The organism is Stenotrophomonas sp. GL_111, assembly GCF_057835245.1.
Genome location: NZ_CM174421.1, coordinates 3,268,811 through 3,288,303 on the forward strand (window position 1 = coordinate 3,268,811; position 19,493 = coordinate 3,288,303).

At 67.4% G+C, this 19,493-nt stretch carries 20 protein-coding genes; 7 read left to right on the forward strand and 13 right to left on the reverse strand.

The annotated features are described in order from the left end of the window. Positions 1-79 precede the first annotated feature (79 nt). From AC3IPM_RS14535 to AC3IPM_RS14545, 3 genes are all read left to right on the forward strand, one after another. Positions 80-1,000 carry an alpha/beta fold hydrolase gene (locus AC3IPM_RS14535; RefSeq protein WP_489300688.1) on the forward strand — a complete coding sequence of 307 codons (921 nt, stop codon included), beginning with the start codon at positions 80-82 and terminating at the stop codon, positions 998-1,000. After that, positions 997-3,477: an acyl-CoA dehydrogenase gene (locus tag AC3IPM_RS14540; RefSeq protein WP_489300690.1), complete on the forward strand. Its 2,481-nt coding sequence runs from the start codon at positions 997-999 to the stop codon at positions 3,475-3,477. The genes AC3IPM_RS14535 and AC3IPM_RS14540 overlap by 4 nt, the downstream gene beginning before the upstream one ends. 63 nt (positions 3,478-3,540) lie before the next feature. After that, positions 3,541-4,011 (forward strand): hotdog fold domain-containing protein, encoded by a 471-nt coding sequence (locus AC3IPM_RS14545; RefSeq protein ID WP_489300691.1) that lies wholly within the window; start codon positions 3,541-3,543, stop codon positions 4,009-4,011. Between the two features lie 16 nt (positions 4,012-4,027). Here AC3IPM_RS14545 and AC3IPM_RS14550 read toward each other — a convergent pair whose 3' ends face one another. Both AC3IPM_RS14550 and AC3IPM_RS14555 read right to left on the reverse strand, forming a co-directional pair. Continuing rightward, positions 4,028-4,384, reverse strand: a complete 357-nt coding sequence (locus AC3IPM_RS14550; protein ID WP_489300693.1) for a DUF1304 domain-containing protein — start codon at positions 4,382-4,384, stop codon at positions 4,028-4,030. Positions 4,385-4,412: 28 nt separating this feature from the next. Beyond that, positions 4,413-5,747 (reverse strand): NTP/NDP exchange transporter, encoded by a 1,335-nt coding sequence (locus AC3IPM_RS14555; protein WP_489300694.1) that lies wholly within the window; start codon positions 5,745-5,747, stop codon positions 4,413-4,415. 171 nt (positions 5,748-5,918) lie between these two features. Between AC3IPM_RS14555 and AC3IPM_RS14560 the strand changes: the two genes are divergently transcribed. Beyond that, positions 5,919-7,508: a GMC family oxidoreductase gene (locus AC3IPM_RS14560; protein WP_489300695.1), complete on the forward strand. Its 1,590-nt coding sequence runs from the start codon at positions 5,919-5,921 to the stop codon at positions 7,506-7,508. A gap of 153 nt (positions 7,509-7,661) precedes the next feature. After that, complete coding sequence (locus tag AC3IPM_RS14565) at positions 7,662-9,050, forward strand: serine hydrolase domain-containing protein (RefSeq protein ID WP_489300696.1); 1,389 nt, start codon at positions 7,662-7,664, stop codon at positions 9,048-9,050. A gap of 219 nt (positions 9,051-9,269) precedes the next feature. Here the strand turns inward: AC3IPM_RS14565 and AC3IPM_RS14570 are convergent, their stop codons facing one another. The 10 genes from AC3IPM_RS14570 to nudE all read right to left on the reverse strand — a co-directional run bounded on the left by AC3IPM_RS14570 (position 9,270) and on the right by nudE (position 16,780). Beyond that, entirely contained in the window at positions 9,270-9,857 is a 588-nt protein-coding gene (locus tag AC3IPM_RS14570) for a hypothetical protein (protein WP_489300697.1), read from the reverse strand. A 926-nt stretch (positions 9,858-10,783) separates the two neighbouring features. Then, positions 10,784-11,179, reverse strand: a complete 396-nt coding sequence (gene gcvH / locus AC3IPM_RS14575; protein ID WP_489300698.1) for a glycine cleavage system protein GcvH — start codon at positions 11,177-11,179, stop codon at positions 10,784-10,786. A gap of 90 nt (positions 11,180-11,269) precedes the next feature. Next, on the reverse strand, positions 11,270-12,382 hold the full coding sequence (gene gcvT, locus AC3IPM_RS14580) for a glycine cleavage system aminomethyltransferase GcvT (protein ID WP_489300699.1): 1,113 nt from the start codon (positions 12,380-12,382) through the stop codon (positions 11,270-11,272). Positions 12,383-12,468: 86 nt separating this feature from the next. After that, complete coding sequence (locus AC3IPM_RS14585) at positions 12,469-12,900, reverse strand: NfeD family protein (protein WP_489300700.1); 432 nt, start codon at positions 12,898-12,900, stop codon at positions 12,469-12,471. Between the two features lies 1 nt (position 12,901). Next, complete coding sequence (locus AC3IPM_RS14590) at positions 12,902-13,864, reverse strand: SPFH domain-containing protein (protein ID WP_489300701.1); 963 nt, start codon at positions 13,862-13,864, stop codon at positions 12,902-12,904. Positions 13,865-13,930: 66 nt separating this feature from the next. Then, positions 13,931-14,233 carry an Mpo1-like protein gene (locus tag AC3IPM_RS14595; protein WP_489300702.1) on the reverse strand — a complete coding sequence of 101 codons (303 nt, stop codon included), beginning with the start codon at positions 14,231-14,233 and terminating at the stop codon, positions 13,931-13,933. 44 nt (positions 14,234-14,277) lie between these two features. Then, positions 14,278-14,601: a YnfA family protein gene (locus tag AC3IPM_RS14600; protein WP_489300703.1), complete on the reverse strand. Its 324-nt coding sequence runs from the start codon at positions 14,599-14,601 to the stop codon at positions 14,278-14,280. Then, complete coding sequence (mazG, locus tag AC3IPM_RS14605; RefSeq protein WP_489300704.1) at positions 14,598-15,410, reverse strand: nucleoside triphosphate pyrophosphohydrolase; 813 nt, start codon at positions 15,408-15,410, stop codon at positions 14,598-14,600. Before mazG ends, AC3IPM_RS14600 begins: the two co-directional genes overlap by 4 nt. Positions 15,411-15,431: 21 nt before the next feature. Continuing rightward, on the reverse strand, positions 15,432-16,235 hold the full coding sequence (gene cysQ, locus AC3IPM_RS14610; RefSeq protein ID WP_489300706.1) for a 3'(2'),5'-bisphosphate nucleotidase CysQ: 804 nt from the start codon (positions 16,233-16,235) through the stop codon (positions 15,432-15,434). Beyond that, positions 16,232-16,780, reverse strand: coding sequence for an ADP compounds hydrolase NudE (gene nudE, locus AC3IPM_RS14615; RefSeq protein ID WP_489300707.1), 549 nt, complete (start codon positions 16,778-16,780; stop codon positions 16,232-16,234). The genes cysQ and nudE overlap by 4 nt, the downstream gene beginning before the upstream one ends. A gap of 50 nt (positions 16,781-16,830) precedes the next feature. Here nudE and bioA point away from each other — a divergent pair, with 50 nt between their 5' ends. Further along, a complete protein-coding gene (bioA, locus tag AC3IPM_RS14620; protein ID WP_489300708.1) occupies positions 16,831-18,222 on the forward strand; it encodes an adenosylmethionine--8-amino-7-oxononanoate transaminase in 1,392 nt (463 codons plus the stop codon). Then, complete coding sequence (locus AC3IPM_RS14625) at positions 18,213-18,947, forward strand: 16S rRNA (uracil(1498)-N(3))-methyltransferase (protein ID WP_489300710.1); 735 nt, start codon at positions 18,213-18,215, stop codon at positions 18,945-18,947. The genes bioA and AC3IPM_RS14625 overlap by 10 nt, the downstream gene beginning before the upstream one ends. 65 nt (positions 18,948-19,012) lie before the next feature. Here AC3IPM_RS14625 and AC3IPM_RS14630 read toward each other — a convergent pair whose 3' ends face one another. After that, positions 19,013-19,486, reverse strand: a complete 474-nt coding sequence (locus AC3IPM_RS14630; protein WP_489300711.1) for a chemotaxis protein CheW — start codon at positions 19,484-19,486, stop codon at positions 19,013-19,015. Positions 19,487-19,493: the final 7 nt, after the last annotated feature.

Here is a 19,493-nt window from a genome sequence, read left to right on the forward strand (position 1 = left end):
TGCAGTAGAGCAGGCGTGGGACACACCCACCATACTCCAAAGTATTGACATGCCACCACACAAGTCCATACTAGCCAGTATGGTCACTCCTTCTTCTACCCTGCCCCGTTTTGACGATGAGCGACTGACCGGCGCGCACGATGCCGTGCTGGCCGCCACCCGCTCGACCCCGGGGCGCCGCGGCACGGTGCTGTTCGCGCATGGCTTCGGCCAGACCCGGCACGCCTGGACCGCCACCGCCCAGACCCTGGCCGCGGCCGGCTACCAGACCCTGGCCTACGACGCACGCGGCCACGGCGATTCGGACTGGAATCGCGCCGATCTGGCCTACCACGGCGAACAGTTCGCCGATGACCTGATCGTGCTCGCCGGCGAACAGCCGCAGCCGCCGATCCTGGTCGCCGCCTCGATGGGCGGGCTGTTCGGCCTGCTCGCCGAATCGCGCTGGCCCGGGCTGTTCTCGGCGATGGTGCTGGTGGACATCACCCCGCGCTGGGATACCGCCGGGGTCGAACGCATTCTCATGTTCATGACCGCGCATCCGGACGGCTTCGCCTCGTTGTCGCAGGCCGCCGATGTGATCTCGGCCTATATGCCGCACCGCCCGCGCAAGTCCGAAGATTCGCTGCGTGCCCTGCTGCGCGATGACGGCCACGGCCGCTGGCGCTGGCATTGGGACCCGCGCCTGGTCGCCGAACTGGCGCGCGACAGCGAACAGCACCAGGACGCGCTGGCCGAGGCCGCACGCCAGGTGAAATGCCCGGTGCTGCTGGTCAGCGGCGGGCGCAGCAGCCTGGTCACCCCACAGACGGTGGCCGAATTCCTCGCGTTGGTGCCGCATGCGCGCCATGTGCAGCTGCCGGAGGCCACGCACATGGTCGCCGGCGACGAAAACAACGCCTTTACCGCTACTGTGTTGGACTATCTGGACGTGTTGCCCTCGGCCTCCGCCGTGGCACAGTCCGCCACTACCGAGCACGTCACCGGAGCACGCTCATGAGCATTGTCGTTCCCTTCCTGGCCATCCTGCTGGCGGGCGCCATCGTCGCCTACCACCGGGGCCGGCTGATCACCTGGACGATCATCAGCGTTGCGCTGCTGGCCGCTTGTTGGTTCATTCCCTACGTCAACCAGACCGCCACGATTGTCGCCGCCGCCATCGTCGCGGTGATCGCCGTGCCGCTGCTGCTGCCCTTCATCCGCAAGCCGCTGCTGACCGCGCCGATGATGAAGGTGTTCCGCAAGGTGCTGCCGCCGTTGTCGCAGACCGAACGCATCGCGCTTGAAACCGGCTCGGTCGGTTTCGAAGGTGAGCTGTTCACCGGCGACCCGGACTGGAACAAGCTGCTCAACTATCCCAAGCCGCAGCTCACCGCCGAGGAACAGGCCTTCCTGGATGGCCCGGTCGAAGAGCTGTGCAAGATGGTCAACGACTGGGAAATCACCCACGTCTACGCCGACCTGCCGCCGGAACTGTGGGCCTTCATCAAGAAGAACAAGTTCTTCGGCATGATCATTCCGAAGGAATACGGCGGCCTGGGCTTCAGCGCGCTGGCCCACCACAAGGTGATCCAGAAGCTGGCCTCGGTGTCGAGCGTGGTCAGCTCCACCGTCGGCGTGCCCAACTCGCTGGGCCCGGGCGAACTGCTCAACCATTACGGCACCCAGGCGCAGAAGGACCAGTACCTGCCGCGCCTGGCTGATGGCCGTGAAGTGCCGTGCTTTGGCCTGACCGGTCCATTCGCCGGTTCGGATGCCACCTCGATTCCCGATTACGGCATCGTCTGCAAGGGCGAGTGGAACGGCGAGCAGGTGCTCGGCGTCAAGCTCACCTTCGACAAGCGCTACATCACCCTGGCCCCGGTGGCCACGCTGATCGGCCTGGCGTTCCGCATGTATGATCCGGACAGCCTGATCGGTACCACCCGCGACATCGGCATCACCCTGGCGCTGCTGCCGCGTGAGACCGCCGGCGTGGAAATCGGCCGTCGCCACTTCCCGCTCAACTCGACCTTCCAGAACGGCCCGATCCGCGGCAAGGATGTCTTCATCCCGCTGACCCAGCTGATCGGCGGCGCCGAGAAGGCCGGCAAGGGCTGGAACATGCTCAACGAGTGCCTGGCCGTCGGTCGCTCCATCACCCTGCCCTCCACCGCCAGTGGCGGTGCCAAGGCCGGTGCGGTGGTGACCGGTGCCTACGCGCGCATCCGCAAGCAGTTCGGCCTGTCGGTCGGCCGCTTCGAGGGTGTGGAAGAAGCGCTGGCCCGTATCGGCGGCAAGGCCTACGCGATCAGCGCCCTGTGCCAGGCCACCGCCGCGGCGGTGGATCGCGGCGACGTACCGTCGGTGCCCTCGGCCATCGCCAAGTACCACTGCACCACCATGAGCCGTGAAGTGATCTCGGACATGATGGATGTGATCGGCGGCAAGGGCATCATCCTGGGGCCGCGCAACTTCGCCGGCCGCAGCTGGCAGGCCGCGCCGATCGCCATCACGGTGGAAGGCGCCAACATCATGACCCGCAGCCTGCTGATCTTCGGTCAGGGTGCAATCCTGTGCCACCCGTGGGTGCTGCAGGAAATGAAGGCCGCGCAGGATCCGGACACCAAGGCCGGCGTGCAGGCGTTCGACCGCAGCCTGTTCGGGCACATCCGTTTCGGCATCTCCAATGCCGTGCGTTCGTTCTGGTTCGGCCTGACCGGCGCGCGCGTCGGTGCCGCCCCGGGCGATGCCTATACCCGCCGCTACTTCCGCAAGCTGGACCGCTACTCGGCCAACCTGGCGCTGATGGCGGACATCTCGATGATGACGCTGGGCGGCAAGCTGAAGTTCAAGGAATCGCTGTCCGGTCGCCTGGGCGATGTGCTGAGCCACATCTACATGACCAGCGCGATGCTCAAGCGCTACCACGACGAAGGCGCCCCCACCGCCGACCAGCCGCTGCTGGCCTGGGCCTTCCATGACAGCGTGCACAAGATCGAAGAGTCGCTGTCGGCTGCCCTGCGCAACTTCCCGGTGCGTCCGATCGGCTGGCTGATGTGGCTGCTGATCTTCCCGTTCGGCCGCCGTGCCGAAGCCCCCGGCGACCGCCTGGGCCACCGCGTTGCCGCGCTGCTGATGGCGCCCAACGAAGCCCGCGACCGCCTCGCCAGTGGCGTGTTCCTGACCCCGTGCGAGAACAACCCGGGTGGCCGCATCAACAGCTACCTGTCCAAGGCGATCATGGCCGAGCCGGTCGAGCGCAAGTTCATCAAGGCGGTCAAGACCAAGGGTATCGAAGCCCTGGACTTCACCACCCAGCTGGATGAAGCCGTGGCCGAAGGCGTGATCACCCAGGACGAGCGCACGCTGCTGGAAGAGCTGCGCACGCTGACCCTGGAAACGATCACCGTGGACGACTTCGATCCGCACGAGCTGCGCTCGGCCAGCTACTACGACCGCGAGCGCAAGGATCCGCAGTCGCAGGCGGCGGCGTGATCAACGCGGCAAGGTAAACAACAACGGCGGACTTCGGTCCGCCGTTTTTTTAGGAGATCCGCCATGTCCGCTCCCCTGTTGAACCTCTACCGCCGCATGCAGCGCTGGCCGGCCGGCAACTGGCTGTTCGCGCGCGCGGTGTGCTTCAAGGCCCCCTACTTCGCCAGCATCGCCCCGCGCATCAGCGTGCTGGAGCCGGGCCGCTGCGAGGGCCACATCGCGCACCGGCGCCAGGTCACCAACCATATCGGCACCGTGCACGCGATCGCGCTGTGCAACCTGGCGGAGCTGACCGCCGGCCTGATGGTGGACGCCTCGCTGCCGCGCGGCATGCGCTGGATCCCCAAGGGCATGGAAGTGCAGTACCTGGCCAAGGCCACCGGGACCCAGCACGCTGTGGCCACGCCGGAGCAGCCGATCGTGGCAGCCGAGGCCGGCTACGCGTTGCCGGTGAAGGTGGAGGTGCGCGACGACGCGGGCACCGCCGTGTTCCAGGCCCGGATCCAGATGTGGGTATCGCCCAGCAAGCACTGAGCGTGGCGGCGCCGGCTCAGGCCGGCACCATCCACCAGGCCGCTGCGGCCAGGATCGCCGGGACGGCCTGGATGAAGAAGATGCGCTTGTTGACGCTGTACGCACCGTAGCCACCGGCCACGATCACGCAGCCCAGCATGAAGTTCACCAGCATCGGCAGGTGATCGAACAGGCCCCACAGCAGGCCGGCGGCGAGGAAGCCGTTGTACAAGCCCTGGTTGGCGGCCAGCACGCGGGTGGTCTCGGCCTTCTCCGGCGTATTGCGGAAGGTCTTCAAGCCGAGCGGTTTGGTCCACAGGAACATTTCCAGGACCAGGAAATAAACGTGCAGCAGGGCGACCAGCAGGGTCAGCGATACGGCGATCCAGTACATGGGCAGGCCTCGAAGAAGTGGTGCCAGCTTACTCCGGGCGCTCGCCCGGCAGCTTCTTTTCCTCGCGCAGTACGCCGAATGCCGCCGCCGTCATGACCGCGGCCACCGCCAGCCCGCCGGCGAACACGGCGTGCGAGCCGAACACGGACAGCCCCTTGTGCACCCAGGCGAACGTCAGGTCGGCACCGCGGTAGATCACGGTGTCGATGGCCGCACCGGCCTTGTAGCGCCACTGGCGCGGCACACGGGTGTAGATGGTCTCGCGGGCCGGCTTGGCCAGCGAGAACTCGCTGGCGCGCGTCATCACCTGCACCATCGCCACCATCAGCGGCAGCGGTGAGGCGGCCAGCACCGAGAAGCCGACAATGATCGCAAAGCCGGGAATCAGCAGTGCCGGGGCGATGCCATAGCGCGACAGCAGCCAGCGGGTCAGGCCCAGCTGCAGGATCAGGGTCAGCGCGTTGACCGCCAGGTCGACCTTGGAGAAGAACGCGGTGCTGGCGGCCGGATCGGTGTAGAGCTCGCGCACGATCGAGGCCTGCTGGTTGTACAGCAGCGTTCCGATGCCAACCCCGAAGGCCACCATCAGCGCCAGCCAGCGCAGCAGCGGCTCGCGCGCGATCAGCCGCAAGCCATCGAGCACCCCGCCGCCCATCGGGGTCTCACCGGACACCAGCTGCTGCTCCTGCTCGCGCGCCACCGCCCACAGCCGCAGCCGCCAGATGCAGAACAGGCACACGCTCAGGAACCCGGCCGAGACCAGCATCAGGTTGGCGATGCCGACCCGCTGCACCAGGGTCGAGGTCAGGGTCGGGCCGAGGAAGGCACCGACGGTGCCGGCCGCGCCGATGTAGCCGTAGAACCCGCGCGCCTGGACGTTGGAGAACACATCGGCCATGAAACTCCAGAACACCGCCACGGCGAACAGGTTCAACACGCTGATCCAGAAGAAGAACAGCATGCCGCGGCCAGGCACATGGCTGTCGAACAGTGCGTAGAAGCCCAGCAGCGTGATGATGAAAAAGCCGTACACCACCGGCAGGAACACCCGGCGCGGGTAGCGGCTGACCAGCGCACCGTACAGCGGCTGCAGCACCAGCATGATCGCGAACACCCCGGTGAACAGGAACTGCAGCGCGAAATCCTTCACGGCGATGCCATGGCCGGCCAGCCAGCCGATCAGGGCGGGCGGGAACAACGTCTCCATGTCGGCCGAGGCTGCCATCGCCTCGCGCACCGGGCGCAACACGTAGTAGCCGCTGAGCAGGCAGAAGAAGTAGATCGATGCCCACACCAGCGGCGGTGACTGCCGCAATGCGGCGCGCAGGCCGGCGCGCGGCGCCCGTGCGTCCGATGCGCTCATCGCCGCCCCTCCCCGCACAGGTCGCGTCGCAACAGCAGCATGGTGGGAGCTCCGGGCAGCAAAGCGCGCAAGTTAAACGATGCACCGCAACATCGCCAGTCTCGGCCGCTGCCGCGGGTGCAATCGACCACGCTGCCCTATGCTCGACGGTGACACCGTGGGGGAGCGGACATGTACGACTACATCATCGTCGGTGCCGGTTCGGCCGGCTGCGTCCTGGCCAACCGCCTGAGTGCGGACCCGCAGTGCCAGGTGCTGCTGCTGGAAGCCGGGCCACGCGACCGCAATCCCTTCATCCACATGCCGGCCGGGCTGGCGCGGCTGGTCAACAACCGCCGCATCAACTGGAACCTGGACACCGAACCGGAGCCGGCACTGGACGGGCGCCGCCTGTGGTGGCCACGCGGCAAAGTGTTGGGGGGATCCAGTTCGATCAATGCGATGTGCTACGTGCGCGGCGTGCCGGCCGACTACGACGGCTGGGCCGCGGCCGGTGCCACGGGCTGGGAATGGGCGCAGGTGTTGCCCTGGTTCCTGCACAGTGAAGCCAACAGCCGTGGCGGCAGCGCATTGCATGGCGATGCCGGGCCGCTGTCGGTGTCCGACCTGCGCCACCACAATCCGCTCTCGGCCGCGTTCCTGGCGGCCGCCCAGCAGGCCGGCCACGCGCCCAACGACGACTTCAACGGCCCGGCGCAGCTGGGCGTCGGCCTGTACCAGGTCACCCAGCGCAATGGCGCACGCTGCTCCACCGCAACGGCCTACCTTCGCCCGGCGCGCGACCGCCGCAACCTGACCGTGCTGACCGGCGCACTGGCCAGCACGGTCAGCTTCCAGGGCGACACGGCCACTGGGGTCCACTTCCGCCATCGCGGTCGCCACCAGCATGCGCACGCAGCGCAGGAAGTCATCCTCAGCGCCGGCGCCGTGCACTCGCCACCGCTGCTGATGCGCTCGGGCATCGGCGCCGCACGTGATCTACGCGCGCACGGCATCACCGTCCGCGCGGCGGCACCCGGGGTCGGTGCCAACCTGCAGGACCACCTGGACATCTGCACCCTGGTGCACACCCATCCCGGCGTCAGCTACGACCGCAGCAATGAACTGCGGATCGCCTTCGATTACTTCCTGCGGGGCCACCGAGGCGCGGGCAGCAGCAACATCGCCGAGGCCGGGGGCTTCGCCCGCTCCGCGCTGGCGCGCGATGCACGCGCCGACGTGCAGTTCCACTTCGTCCCGGCGATGCTGGACAACCATGGCCGCCACCGCCTGCCTGGCGATGGCTACACCCTGCATGCCTGCGCGCTGCACCCCCGCAGCCGCGGCCGGATCGCGCTGCGCGACGCCGACCCGGCTTCGCCGCCGCGTATCCAGGCCAACTACCTGGGCGATCCCGAAGGCGCCGACCTGGCGATGATGAAGCAGTGCGTGCAGATGTCGCGCGAGATCCTGCGCCAGCCCGCCTTCGACCGTTGGCGCGGCGCGCCGATCTTCCCGCCGCGCGACGACCTCGACGATGCCGCGCTGACCGCCTTCATCCGCGCCAAGGCCGAAACCATCTACCACCCGGTGGGGACCTGCGCGATGGGCACCCACGCCGACGCCGTGGTCGACCCGCAGCTGCGCGTGTACGGGGTGCAGCGGCTGCGGGTGGTCGATGCGGCGGTGATGCCCCAGCTGATCAGCGGCAACACCAATGCCCCGACCATCATGCTGGCCGAGCGCGCCGCGGACTGGATCCGGGCGGCCGCGGCTGGCTGAACAGGGCTGCGCCGTGATCCGCATACCGGTCTGGCCAGCCGATGCAAAAACCGGGCCTTTTCAATACGATACGTATTCATCTTCGCTTCGTTTGTGCAATCACGAACAGCGGCGCTAGAATCGGCCACAGCAGTCGCGCACGGGCCCAAAACGATGAAACAGAACAGCAGGCGCCGACCGATCCGTTCGGTGGCAACCGGATTGCTGGGCGTATTGATGCCCATCGCAATGTCCTCCACGGCACAGACCAGCAGTGCCGCACCGGCCGCGTTCCCCGTCAACATCGAGAACGCTGCCGCAATTCCGCATACGCAGCCGGCCGCCTACCGCGCCACCGCGAACACGCAGGTGCTGGCGCCGGCGGCAGGCTTCAATGTCGCCGCGATCGAATCCATGGCCCAGCAGCTCACCTATGGCGAGCGTGTGCCGGGCATGGCCGTGGCCATCGTCCAGGGCGGCCGTGTGCTCAGCGCGCGCGGCTACGGCGTCACCGACGTCAACAACCCGCAGCAGGTCGATGCGCATACCGTGTTCCGGCTGGCCTCGCTGTCCAAGGCCTTCGCCGGCACCATGGCCGGCCTGCTGGTCAACGATGGCACCCTGCGTTGGGACAGCAAGGTCACCGACTACGTGCCCGGCTTCCAGTTGAGCACGCCGGAAGCCACCGAGCGGCTGACCGTGGCCGACCTGCTCAGCCACCGCGTGGGCCTGCCCTACAACGCCTATGACCGCGACGTGGAAGCCAACGCGGAGTACTACACGCTCACCCACAAGCTGGCCGCCACCTCGCTCAAGTGCCTGCCGGGCGATTGCTACGCTTACCAGAATGTGGCCTTCAGCCTGATCGGCGATGTGGTCTATGCCGCCTCGGGCAGCTTCTACGAGCAGTCGGTCGAACGCCGTCTGTTCAAGCCGCTCGGGATGGACGATGCCAGCCTCGGCCTGGCCGGCATCCAGGCCAGCTCGCGCTGGGCACGCCCGCACGTGCGCAGCCGCAACGGGTGGGTGTCGTTGAACCCGAAGCCCACCTACTACCGCCTCGCCCCGGCCGCTGGCGTCAATGCCAGCGCCAGCGACATGGCGCAGTGGCTGCTGGCGCATACCGGCCACCGTCCCGACGTGCTGCCTGCGCCGCTGCTGGCCACGCTGCACTCGACGCTGATCACCACGCCGGGCGAGATGCGCTCGGGCTGGCGCCGCGAGCGCCTGCACTCCGCCGGCTACGCACTGGGCTGGCGCAACTTCGATTACGCCGGGCATGAAGTGGTGTTCCATGCCGGTGCCGTGCAGGGCTACCGCGGCCTGGTCGCGCTGGTGCCCGAGCGCGACCTCGGCATCGCCATCATGTGGAACGGCGAAAGCAGCCTGCCCAGCGGCCTGCTGCCGACCGTGCTGGACGCCGCGATGGGCCTGCCCACGCAGCGCTGGCTGGACGTGGACACCGACTTCGGCAGCGACAACCTGATGGCCGAAGACGGCGCCCCGACGCCGGGCAAGCGCAAGGGCGTGTCGTCCAACCGCGCGGTGGCCTCGCCACGCTGATGTCGGCGCGGGATGCGTTCTGAAAAAGCGGCCAGACGGCCGCTTTTTTTTGGTTCTTCTGCCCTCTGCGGGAAATCACCGGCGCCTCTTTGCAAGCCCTCGGCTTTGCCGTCGCGTTCCGAAGCCGCACCGCCCTTCAAGAAAAGACGCACATAAAAAAACTCCCTCCCCGCTGGGCTGCCGGGGAAGGAGTTTCAGGGTGCGGCTATCGGGAATGAATCAGATCAGCGGTGCCGGGGTTGCCGGCAGAGCGACCGGTGCAGCCTTCTTCTTGCGGACCGCCGGCTTGCGCTTGGCGACCTTCTTTACCGCCTTCTTGGCAGCGGCCTTCTTCGCCGGCGCCCGCTTTGCGGTGGCCTTCTTCGCGGTCGCCTTCTTGGCTACCTTGCGGACAGCCTTCTTCGCCGTCTTCTTGGTGGCCTTCTTGGCGGTCTTCTTGACAGCCTTCTTGGCAGTGGCCTTCTTGGCTACCTTGCGGACAGCCTTCTTCGCTGTCTTCTTGGTGGCCTTCTTGGCGGCGGCCTTCTTGGCGACCTTGCGGACTGCCTTCTTCGCCGTCTTCTTCACTGCCTTCTTCGCGGTCTTCTTGGCGGCGGCCTTCTTGGCGACCTTGCGGACCGCCTTCTTTGCCGTCTTCTTCACTGCCTTGCGGGCGGTCGCCTTCTTCGCAGCCTTCTTCACCGTCTTCTTGGCAGCCGCCTTCTTGGCTACCTTCTTCACGGTCTTCTTGGCGGCGGCCTTCTTAGCGACCTTCTTGACGGCCTTTTTGGCGGCCGGCTTTTTCTTCGCAGCTTTCTTGGTTGCCATGGGATGGCTCCTCGTCAGTGATCTATGGAGTTGAAACGCCCAGGTAAAGCAAACCCGCAGTGCTGCATCGCGGGGACCGCCGTCGCGTCATGCGCGTCGTGACGGATACGGTGACACCTGCCTGGATCGGCCAGGCAGGTATCGAATCAGGAAGTGCCTTGCGGTTCGCTGAGGGAAGCGAAGCCATCTCCACCGTCTTCGGACGCGAGGTGGATGTCCAGGTTGTGCTTCGCGACTGGATGTCGATTCTGCTCACTCTGTTCGCAGGCAAGGTCTGCTGGGCGAAACCTAATCACGGTTTTTTTCACTGTCAACAACCCCCGCGAAAAATTTTCACATCCGAGCCACCCCGGACACCCTCGCAGACGGTCGTCGGCGCACCCGCAAGTGACCCTTCCGGTGATGTGCACTGCGCGCCCGAACGCGCTGTCCAATCGATACGCGAAAAGAAAAGTGCTTAAAAGAAGCACTTTCGCAAATGGGTGTGTGCGCATTGGTGGCAGCAGCGGTGCACGCCGACACCGGCTGCACCACGCCGCCGGCGCTACCCACACGCAGGCAAAACGGGGGCGAAAACTTTTCACATCCGCGAACGCTTTTTGCCACCGGATTTGCGCAAATGCGCAAACTTCTGGACGCCCAGTGGCGTCGCGTTCGCACCGTCCGCGCGCATCGATCGGCCCCGCATCGGAACATTCCGGTGCACTTCGGCGTGCACGCACGGCACCCGGGGTGGTGCTCATGACCGGCAAGCATCACGACCCAACCGGTCTGCATGCGTGTCATCGCGCGTCGCTGCGCTGCCACCGGCACGCCGGAATTCCTCACGCGTGGATAACACCGGCGGCATCGCCTGATCTCCGCCGCAGGCGCGGGGCAAAAAAAAACGGCCGCACCAGGCGACCGTTTTTCCAGGAAGGCGACGCTCAGTGCTCGTCGCTTTCCAGCAGCTCGGCGTATTCGTCCGGGCCCAGCAGATCGTTCAACTCGTCGTTGGCCGAGAACTCGACCACGTAGATCCAGCCGTCGCCGTAGGCATCTTCGTTGATGGTTTCCGGCTTGTCCGACAGCGCTTCGTTCACCTCGACCACCTTGCCGGTGACCGGGCTGTACACGTCCGAGGCGGCCTTGACCGACTCGACCACGGCCGCCTGCTGGCCGGCCTTCACTTCGTCGCCCACCGCCGGCAGTTCGACATAGACCAGGTCACCGAGCAGGCCCTGGGCGTGGTCGGAAATACCGATGGTGACGCGGCCATTACCTTCCACGCGTGCCCACTCGTGGGACTTGAGGAATTTGAGGTCGCCGGGGATCTCGCTCATGGGACTGCTCCGAGGAATATCAGGGGTCAAGAAACGGGGGTAGTGTAACCAGCGACGCCGACGGCTGACAGCTCGGCGCCGCGAAAAACATCAGGCCTCGGCCAGCACGCCCGGCTGGGCCTGGCCTTCGCGGACGAACGGGAACTTCACCACGCGCACCGGCACCTGCTTGCCACGGATGTCCACGTGTACCTGGCCCAGTTCACCGGCCGGTACCCGCGCGAACGCAATGCCCTTGCCCAGGGTTGGCGAGAACGTGCCCGACAGGATCTCGCCGGTGCCGCTGGCGGTCAGCACGGCCTGGCCGTGGCGCAGCACGCCCTTCTCGTCCATCACCAGGCCGATCATCTGGCGTGCGTCGCCGGCGGCCTTCTGCGCCTCCAGCACCTCGCGGCCAATGAAGGGGCGGCCCTCATCGAGCGCGACGGTCCAGGCCAGCGCGGCTTCGAACGGGGTGATCGCCTCATCCATGTCCTGGCCGTACAGGTTCATGCCCGCTTCCAGGCGCAGGGTGTCGCGCGCGCCGAGGCCGGCCGGGCGCACGCCGGCGGCGGCAAGTGCATTCCAGAAGGCGACCACGTCGGTCTGCGGCAGCAGGATTTCGAAACCGTCCTCACCGGTGTAGCCGGTGCGGGCGACAAACAGCGCGGTGCCGCTGCTGGCGGTGGCTTCCAGGGCGGCGAAGCGGCCCAGCTTCTGCAGCGCGGCGCGGTCGCCCTCGCCCACCAGGCCGATCACCCGCTCGCGCGCGGTCGGGCCCTGCACGGCGATGATCGCCAGGTCTTCGCGCTCGGTCACCGTCACGTTGAAGGCCGCGGCCTGCTCGCGGATCCAGGCCAGGTCCTTCTCACGGGTGGAAGCGTTGACCACCATGCGGAAGAAGTCGTCGGCCAGGTAGTACACGATCAGGTCGTCGATGACCCCGCCGCGCGCATTGAGCATGCACGAGTACAGCGCCTTGCCGGTGACCTTGAGCTTGTCCACCGAGTTGGCCAGCAGGGTGCGCAGGAACGGCTTGACCTGCTCGCCGCGCAGGTCGACCACGGTCATGTGGCTGACGTCGAACATGCCCGCGTCGGCGCGCACCAGGTGGTGCTCGTCCAGCTGCGAACCGTAGTGGATGGGCATGTCCCAGCCACCGAAATCGACCATCTTGGCGCCGAGCGCGCGGTGGGTGTCGTTGAGAAGCGTCTTCTGGGTCATGACCGTTTTTCCGGGGGAATGAAGGCAAGACCCCCATTATAGGTCTGACACAACGCAACGCCTGCGGCGTTGCATCAGACCGTCGCTCAGACCGGCTGCACCTTCAACGTCATCCCGTCCACCGCGACCACGCGCACCGCGCTGCCGGCGTCCAGATCCGGGCCGCTGACCACCCAGAACGCATCGTCGATCCTGGCCCTGCCCTGCCCGGCGACGATCGCCTGGTCCAGCAGCACCACCCGCCCGACCAGCTGCTCGGCCCGCCGGTTCAGCAGCGGCGCGTCGCTCTGCCGTGCATGGGTGCGGCCCCAGTGCCGGTAGCACTGGATGGACACCACCGACAGCAGCACGAACGCCACCACCTGCCACAGCAGCGGGATGTCGGCGAACACGGCCACCAGCACGAACACGGCGGCGGCACCGATGCCGATCCACAACATGAAGGCACCGGGCGCCAGCGCCTCGGCCGCGAACAGGACCAGTGCCAGCGCACCCCAGCCTACGACCTCCCAGCGCATCTCAGCCTCCGATCCGCGGCGGCGTCGCGCGCGCGGCCTTCTTCTCTTCCTGCTTGGCGAACGCCTCCCTGGCCAGTTCGGCGACACCGGCAATCGAACCGATCACGCCACTGGCTTCCATCGGCATCAGCACCAGCTTCTGGTTCGGCGAGGTCGCCAGTTCCTTGAACGCCTCCACATACTTCTGCGCGATGAAGTAGTTGATCGCCTGCACGTCGCCCTGGGCGATCGCCTCGGACACCATCCGGGTCGCATTGGCTTCGGCTTCGGCCGAGCGCTCGCGCGCCTCGGCATCGCGGAATGCGGCCTCCTTGCGGCCCTCGGCCTCGAGCACCGCCGCCTGTTTCTCGCCTTCGGCACGCAGGATCTCGGACTGGCGCGAGCCTTCCGCTTCCAGGATCTGCGCACGCTTCTCGCGCTCGGCCTTCATCTGCCGTGCCATGGCATCGAGCAGGTCGCGTGGTGGCTGGATGTCGCGGATCTCGATGCGGTTGACCTTCACCCCCCACGGGTTGGTGGCATGGTCGACCACGCTGAGCAGCTTGGCGTTGATCACCTCGCGCTGGCTGAGCGACTCGTCCAGGTCCATCGAACCGATCACGGTGCGGATGTTGGTCTGCACCAGCGCGATCATCGCCACCTCCAGCACGGCCACCTCGTAGGCCGCCTTGGAGGCATCGAGCACCTGGAAGAACACCACCCCGTCCACGCGCACGGCCGCGTTGTCCTTGGTGATCACTTCCTGGCCGGGCACGTCCAGCACCTGTTCCATCATGTTCACCTTGCGCCCGACCCCGTACACGATGGGGATCAGGAAATGCAGGCCGGGCGTCATGGTGTGGGTGTAGCGGCCGAAGCGCTCCACCGTCCATTCATACCCCTGCGGCACCATGCGCACGGCCTTGAACAGGATGACCACGGCCACGAAAGCCAGAATCAGCGAGAACAGCATGGTTGGAAACATTGGACACTCCTTTTCCTGTGTTGACCTCGAGTATATGGGCAGGCACCGGGGTGGGCCCGTCCGCCGTCACAGCGGGATCCGGCCGCGCAGGATGTCCCAGAACATCACCCAGTCACCGGCGAAGGAATAGAACGGATGCCGGAAGGTGGCCGGGCGGTTCTTTTCGAAGAAGAAATGGCCGACCCAGGCCAACCCGTAGCCGCAGACCAGGGCACCGAACAGCCAGTGCGGCTCGGCGCGGACCAGCGCGGTGGCGGCAAACAGCAGCACACCGCAGCTGCCGATGAAATGCAGGCGTCGCGAGACCCGATGGCGGTGCTCGCCCAGGTAGAACGGATAGAACTCGCGGAAGCTGGCGAAGCGGGACATGGCGCGCCCTGCGGAACCCGACGGGCCCAGCATAGCGCGGGGGCCTAGGCGCTGCGCGGGCCGAACATGATCACCGCCATGCCGGCCAGGCACAGGCCCACGCCGAGCAGGTCCCAGCGGCTGGGACGGATGCCGTCCACCCACCACAGCCACATCAGCGCGGTGCCGATGTAGACGCCCCCGTAGGCGGCGTACACACGGCCACTGGCAGCCGGGTGCAGGGTCAGCAGCCAGGCGAACAGTGCCAGGCTGGCGGCGGCCGGCAGCAGCAGCCAGACGCTGCCCGCCTTGCGCAGCCACAGCCACGGCAGGTAGCAGCCGACGATCTCGGCCACCGCGGTGAGCATGAACAACAGGAGGGTTTTCATGGGGCGGCTTTGTCGGCCTTGGCCTGTTGCCACAACGCTTCCTGGGCGTCCAGGTCGAGCGCGGCCATCGACTGCCCGGCGGCCTCGGCCTGGGCCTCCATCGCGCGGAAGCGGCGTTCGAACTTGTGGTTGGCCTGGCGCAGCGCCGCGCCGACATCGACCTTGGCGTGGCGGGCCAGGTTGGCGCAGACGAACAGCAGGTCGCCCAGTTCCTCCTGCAGCCGCGCGTGGTTGTCTTCGACTGGCCCCGCGGCGAATTCGGCGGCGACCTCGTCGAGCTCTTCACGCACCTTGTCCATCACCGGCGCCGGGCCCGGCCAGTCGAACCCGACCCGCGCCGCCCGTGCCTGCAGTTTCACCGCACGCTGCCATTCGGGCAGCCCGCGCGAAATGCCGGCCAGCGCCGAGGTGTCGGTGTGGCCCCTGGCGGCGCGCTCGGCGCGTTTGATCGCTTCCCAGTTGAGGTTGACCTCTTCGGCACCGTCGACCTGCACCTGCGCGAACACATGCGGGTGCCGCCGCTGCAGCTTGTCGCTGATCGTCGCCGCCACCTCGGCAAAGGCAAAGGCGCCCTGCTCGTGTGCCATCTGCGCATGGAACACCACCTGCAGCAGCAGGTCGCCGAGTTCATCCTTCAGGTCATCGAGGTCGCCGCGATCGATCGCGTCGGCCACCTCGTAGGCCTCCTCGATGGTGTACGGGGCGATGCTGGCGAAGTTCTGCTGCAGGTCCCATGGACAGCCCTGCTGCGGATCGCGCAGCCGCGCCATGATGCCCAGCAGGCGTTCCAGTTCAGCGGTAGCGGACATCCAGCACTCCTTGAAAACGGATCAGGCGGGCAACCACTCGCGCCACGGCAGGCGGGTATCGCCCAGCGCCATGAAGTCGCCGTTCAACAGCGTCTCGCGGCGGTTGTAGCGGAACGGTTTGCCGGTACTCGTCGACAGCACCGCGCCGCCAGCGGCATGCAGCACGCACTGGCCGGCGGCCGTGTCCCATTCGGAGGTCGGCCCCAGCCGCGGGTAGACGTCGAGGGTGCCCTCGGCCAGCCGGCAGAATTTCAGCGACGAGCCCTGCGCGACCACCTCGATATCGCCCATCCGCGCCAGCAGCGCCTGGGTCTGCTCGCTGCGGTGCGAGCGGCTGGCCGCCACCTTCAACGGCGCGGTGGCCGGGGTGCGGGTACGCAGCACCGAGTCGCGCATGCCATCGCGGCGGTACGCCAGCTCGCCGCGCATGGCGTGCCAGGCCACGCCGGTGACCGGGGCCAGCACCACCCCGAACGCGGGTGCGCCCTGGTAGATCAGCGCGATGTTGACGCTGAATTCGTCATTGCGTTTGACGAACTCGCGGGTGCCGTCCAGCGGGTCCACCAGCCAGTAGGCGCCCCAATGCTGGCGGACCTCCCACGGCACCTGCGCCGATTCCTCGGACAGGATCGGCAGGTCCGGGGTGAGCTGGGCCAGGCCGCGTTCGATCACCTGGTTGGCGGCCAGATCGGCGGCGGTCACGGGGCTGCGATCGGACTTGATCTCGACATCGAACGGCGTCGCGTACACCCCCATGATGGCGGTCGCGGCGTCCTGGGCGATGGCGATCACGGTTTCGCGCAGATCGGTGGTGAGTTTGATCATGCCTTGCGTTCCAGCCACTGGCGGGCAATGAACAACGCCGCCAGCGATCGTCCTTCGGAGAAATCCTCGCGCAGCATCAGCTGGTCCAGTTCGGCCAGCTTCCACGGCACCACTTCCAGCTCTTCGGGCTCGTCACCGGCCAGCCGCTCCGGATACAGGTCACGGGCCACCACCAGCCACGACTGGTGGCTCATATAGGTGGGCGCCAGGGTCATGGCACGCAGCACGTCCAGCCGGCGCGCGCCGTAACCGGCTTCTTCCTTGAGCTCGCGGTCGGCGGCCTGCACCGGGGTTTCGCCGGCATCGATCCGGCCCTTGACCAGCCCCAGCTCGTAGCGGTGTACCCCGGCGGCGTATTCACGCACGAGCAGCACGGTCTCCTCGTCCAGCATCGGCACCACCACCACAGCGCCGTGGCCATGGCTGATCAGGCGCTCGAAGCGGCGGCGTTCGCCGTTGGAGAATTCCAGGTCCAGATGCTGGCGCTGGAACGGTCCGCTCTGCTCGTCCGTGATGCGGTGGATGATGGGCAGGCGACGGCTCATGCGAGCATCTCTAGAATGGGTGCAGGTGAAAACGTCTTCATGAGCCCGAAATGCTAGCAGACCCAGCCCCCCTCACGCTGGCCGACCGGTGGCGGCAACGCGACCTGGCCGTGCTCTGGCACCCGTGCACGCAGATGCGCGAGCACCCTGACACCCTGCCGCTGGTGCCGATTGCCCGTGGCGAAGGCCCGTGGCTGATCGATCACGACGGCAAACGCTACCTGGATGCGGTGAGCAGTTGGTGGACCAACCTGTTCGGCCATGCCGAACCGCGCATCGGTGCGGCCATTGCCCGCCAGGCCACGCAGCTGGAGCAGGTGATGCTGGCCGGGTTCAGCCACGAACCCGCGGTGACCCTTGCCGAGCGGCTGCTGGCGATCGCGCCGCGCCAGGCCGGGCGCGATCCGCTGTCCAAGGTGTTCTATGCCGACAACGGGTCGGCCGGGGTGGAGGTCGCGCTGAAGATGGCCTTCCACTACTTCCGCAACCGCGGCGAGCACCATCGCACCCGCTTCGTGGCGCTGGAAAACGGCTACCACGGCGAGACCCTGGGCGCGCTGTCGGTGGGCGACATTCCGCTGTACCGCCGCGTCTACGCGCCGCTGCTGACCGAGGCACTGTTCGCGCCCTCGCCGGATGCCTACCTGGCCGAGCCGGGCCAGAGCGCCGCCCAGCGCGCGCATGTGGCCGCCGACGCGCTGGCCACGCTGTTCGACCAGCACCCCGGCGAGATCTGCGCGGTGATCCTGGAGCCGCGCCTGCAGTGCGCCGGCGGCATGCGCATGCACGACCCGGTGTACCTGCAGCGCGCACGCGAACTGTGCGATGCCAACGGCGCGTTCCTGATCGCCGATGAGATCGCCACCGGGTTCGGCCGTACCGGCACCCTGTTCGCCTGTGAACAGGCCGGGGTGATGCCCGACCTGCTGTGCCTGTCCAAGGGCCTGACCGGCGGCTTCCTGCCGCTGTCGGCGGTGCTGGCCACGCAAACGCTTTACGACGCCTTCCTGGACGATTCGCGCGAACGCGCCTTCCTGCATTCGCACAGCTACACCGGCAACCCGCTGGCCTGCGCGGCGGCACTGGCGACGCTGGACATCTTCGCCGGCGAGGACGTGATCGCGCGCAACCGCAGCACCGCCGAGGTGATGCGCACCCTGGCCGCACCGTTCGCCGACCACCCACACATGGCCGACGTGCGCCAGGCCGGGATGGTGGTGGCGTTCGAGCTGACCCGCAACGGCGACAAACGCATGCCCTTCCCGGCCGAGGCCAAGGTTGGCCTGCGTGCCTACACCGCTGCGCTCAAACGCGGGGTGGTGCTGCGCCCGTTGGGCAACGTGCTGTACTGGATGCCGCCGTACTGCGTGGAAGACGAACACCTGGACCTGCTGGCCCAGACCACCCTGGCCGCGATCGAGGAAGCCACTGCATGCGCGTGACCCGTTGCCACATTGAACACGCCCTGGCCGGTGGCCAGACCCTGTCCCTGCCGGAAGAAGCGGCCAACCACCTGGTGCGGGTGATGCGCCTGCGCGAAGGCGACGGCTGCGTGCTGTTCAACGGCGACGGCCACGACTACAGCGCCACGCTGGTCGTGGTGGGGAAGCGCGATGCGCAGGTGCGCATCGATGCGGTGACGGCGCTGCACAACGAGTCGCCGCTGCACATCACCCTGCTGCAGGGCATTGCCCGCGGCGAGAAGATGGACCTGATTCTGCAGAAGGCCACCGAGCTGGGGGTCAACGCCATCGTCCCGGTCAACGCCGAACGCACCGAGGTGAAGCTGGATGCGGCGCGCGCCGAGAAGCGGCTGGCCCATTGGCACAGCGTGGTGGTGTCGGCCTGTGGTCAGTCCGGGCGGGCGCGGGTACCGAACGTGGCGGCGCCGCAGACGTTGCTGGACGCGGCCCAGCGCATGCCCGGCGATGCGCTCAAGCTGACCCTGGATCCGCTCGGCGAGCACCGCCTCTCCACGCTGCAGGCAGCCCCGGGGGGCGTGGTGATCGCCATCGGACCGGAAGGTGGCTGGTCACCGCGCGACCGCCAGGCGTTGGCCGCCGCCGGGTTCCAGGGCCTGCAGTTGGGGCCGCGCGTGCTGCGCACGGAAACGGCCGGGCTGGCCGCCATTGCCGCGTTGCAGGCGCGGTTGGGCGACCTGGGCTGACGTGTGTGCAAGCAAGGAGCAGCCACGCCATGCGTGGCTATCGCGGCGCCAGCCGCGCAGATGCGTCACCCCGCTACTGGATAGGCCTCGTCCAGCGCGGCTTCCAGCGCATCCAGGTCCGGCAGCAGGGCGCTCTGCTCGCCCAGCAGCACGCGCATGTGCACGCCCTGCGGCAGCATTTCCTCGGACGCATCGGCCAGCAGGCCGTCGCGCGGGACCGCGATCAACTGCGGGAAGTTCTGGGTCAGCAGCGCGAAGTACGGGCGCTTGGCATTGCCGCCCAACGCCTTGAGCACCACCACCTTGTTGTTGCCATGTACCGGCTCATCGCCCAGCCCGGACAGGCGCGCGAACGACAGCAGCGGTACGTCCCAGCCGTGCCAGGCGATCTGCCCGACCAGCCAGGCCGGCGCATCGGGGACGGTCTGCACGGCGACCTTGGACATCATTTCGGCCACGGTGGCATTGGGCAGCAGCACGCGTTCGTGCCCGGCCTGGATCAATACCCCGCGGATTTCGTCGTTGCTGGCGTAACTCATGGCGTGA

Coding starts and splice junctions, on each gene's coding strand:
- AC3IPM_RS14535 (WP_489300688.1), top strand. CDS start 80: ATGGTCACTCCTTCTTCTACCCTGCCCCGTTTTGACGATGAGCGACTG.
- AC3IPM_RS14540 (WP_489300690.1), top strand. CDS start 997: ATGAGCATTGTCGTTCCCTTCCTGGCCATCCTGCTGGCGGGCGCCATC.
- AC3IPM_RS14545 (WP_489300691.1), top strand. CDS start 3,541: ATGTCCGCTCCCCTGTTGAACCTCTACCGCCGCATGCAGCGCTGGCCG.
- AC3IPM_RS14550 (WP_489300693.1), bottom strand. CDS start 4,384: ATGTACTGGATCGCCGTATCGCTGACCCTGCTGGTCGCCCTGCTGCAC.
- AC3IPM_RS14555 (WP_489300694.1), bottom strand. CDS start 5,747: ATGAGCGCATCGGACGCACGGGCGCCGCGCGCCGGCCTGCGCGCCGCA.
- AC3IPM_RS14560 (WP_489300695.1), top strand. CDS start 5,919: ATGTACGACTACATCATCGTCGGTGCCGGTTCGGCCGGCTGCGTCCTG.
- AC3IPM_RS14565 (WP_489300696.1), top strand. CDS start 7,662: ATGAAACAGAACAGCAGGCGCCGACCGATCCGTTCGGTGGCAACCGGA.
- AC3IPM_RS14570 (WP_489300697.1), bottom strand. CDS start 9,857: ATGGCAACCAAGAAAGCTGCGAAGAAAAAGCCGGCCGCCAAAAAGGCC.
- gcvH (WP_489300698.1), bottom strand. CDS start 11,179: ATGAGCGAGATCCCCGGCGACCTCAAATTCCTCAAGTCCCACGAGTGG.
- gcvT (WP_489300699.1), bottom strand. CDS start 12,382: ATGACCCAGAAGACGCTTCTCAACGACACCCACCGCGCGCTCGGCGCC.
- AC3IPM_RS14585 (WP_489300700.1), bottom strand. CDS start 12,900: ATGCGCTGGGAGGTCGTAGGCTGGGGTGCGCTGGCACTGGTCCTGTTC.
- AC3IPM_RS14590 (WP_489300701.1), bottom strand. CDS start 13,864: ATGTTTCCAACCATGCTGTTCTCGCTGATTCTGGCTTTCGTGGCCGTG.
- AC3IPM_RS14595 (WP_489300702.1), bottom strand. CDS start 14,233: ATGTCCCGCTTCGCCAGCTTCCGCGAGTTCTATCCGTTCTACCTGGGC.
- AC3IPM_RS14600 (WP_489300703.1), bottom strand. CDS start 14,601: ATGAAAACCCTCCTGTTGTTCATGCTCACCGCGGTGGCCGAGATCGTC.
- mazG (WP_489300704.1), bottom strand. CDS start 15,410: ATGTCCGCTACCGCTGAACTGGAACGCCTGCTGGGCATCATGGCGCGG.
- cysQ (WP_489300706.1), bottom strand. CDS start 16,235: ATGATCAAACTCACCACCGATCTGCGCGAAACCGTGATCGCCATCGCC.
- nudE (WP_489300707.1), bottom strand. CDS start 16,780: ATGAGCCGTCGCCTGCCCATCATCCACCGCATCACGGACGAGCAGAGC.
- bioA (WP_489300708.1), top strand. CDS start 16,831: ATGCTAGCAGACCCAGCCCCCCTCACGCTGGCCGACCGGTGGCGGCAA.
- AC3IPM_RS14625 (WP_489300710.1), top strand. CDS start 18,213: ATGCGCGTGACCCGTTGCCACATTGAACACGCCCTGGCCGGTGGCCAG.
- AC3IPM_RS14630 (WP_489300711.1), bottom strand. CDS start 19,486: ATGAGTTACGCCAGCAACGACGAAATCCGCGGGGTATTGATCCAGGCC.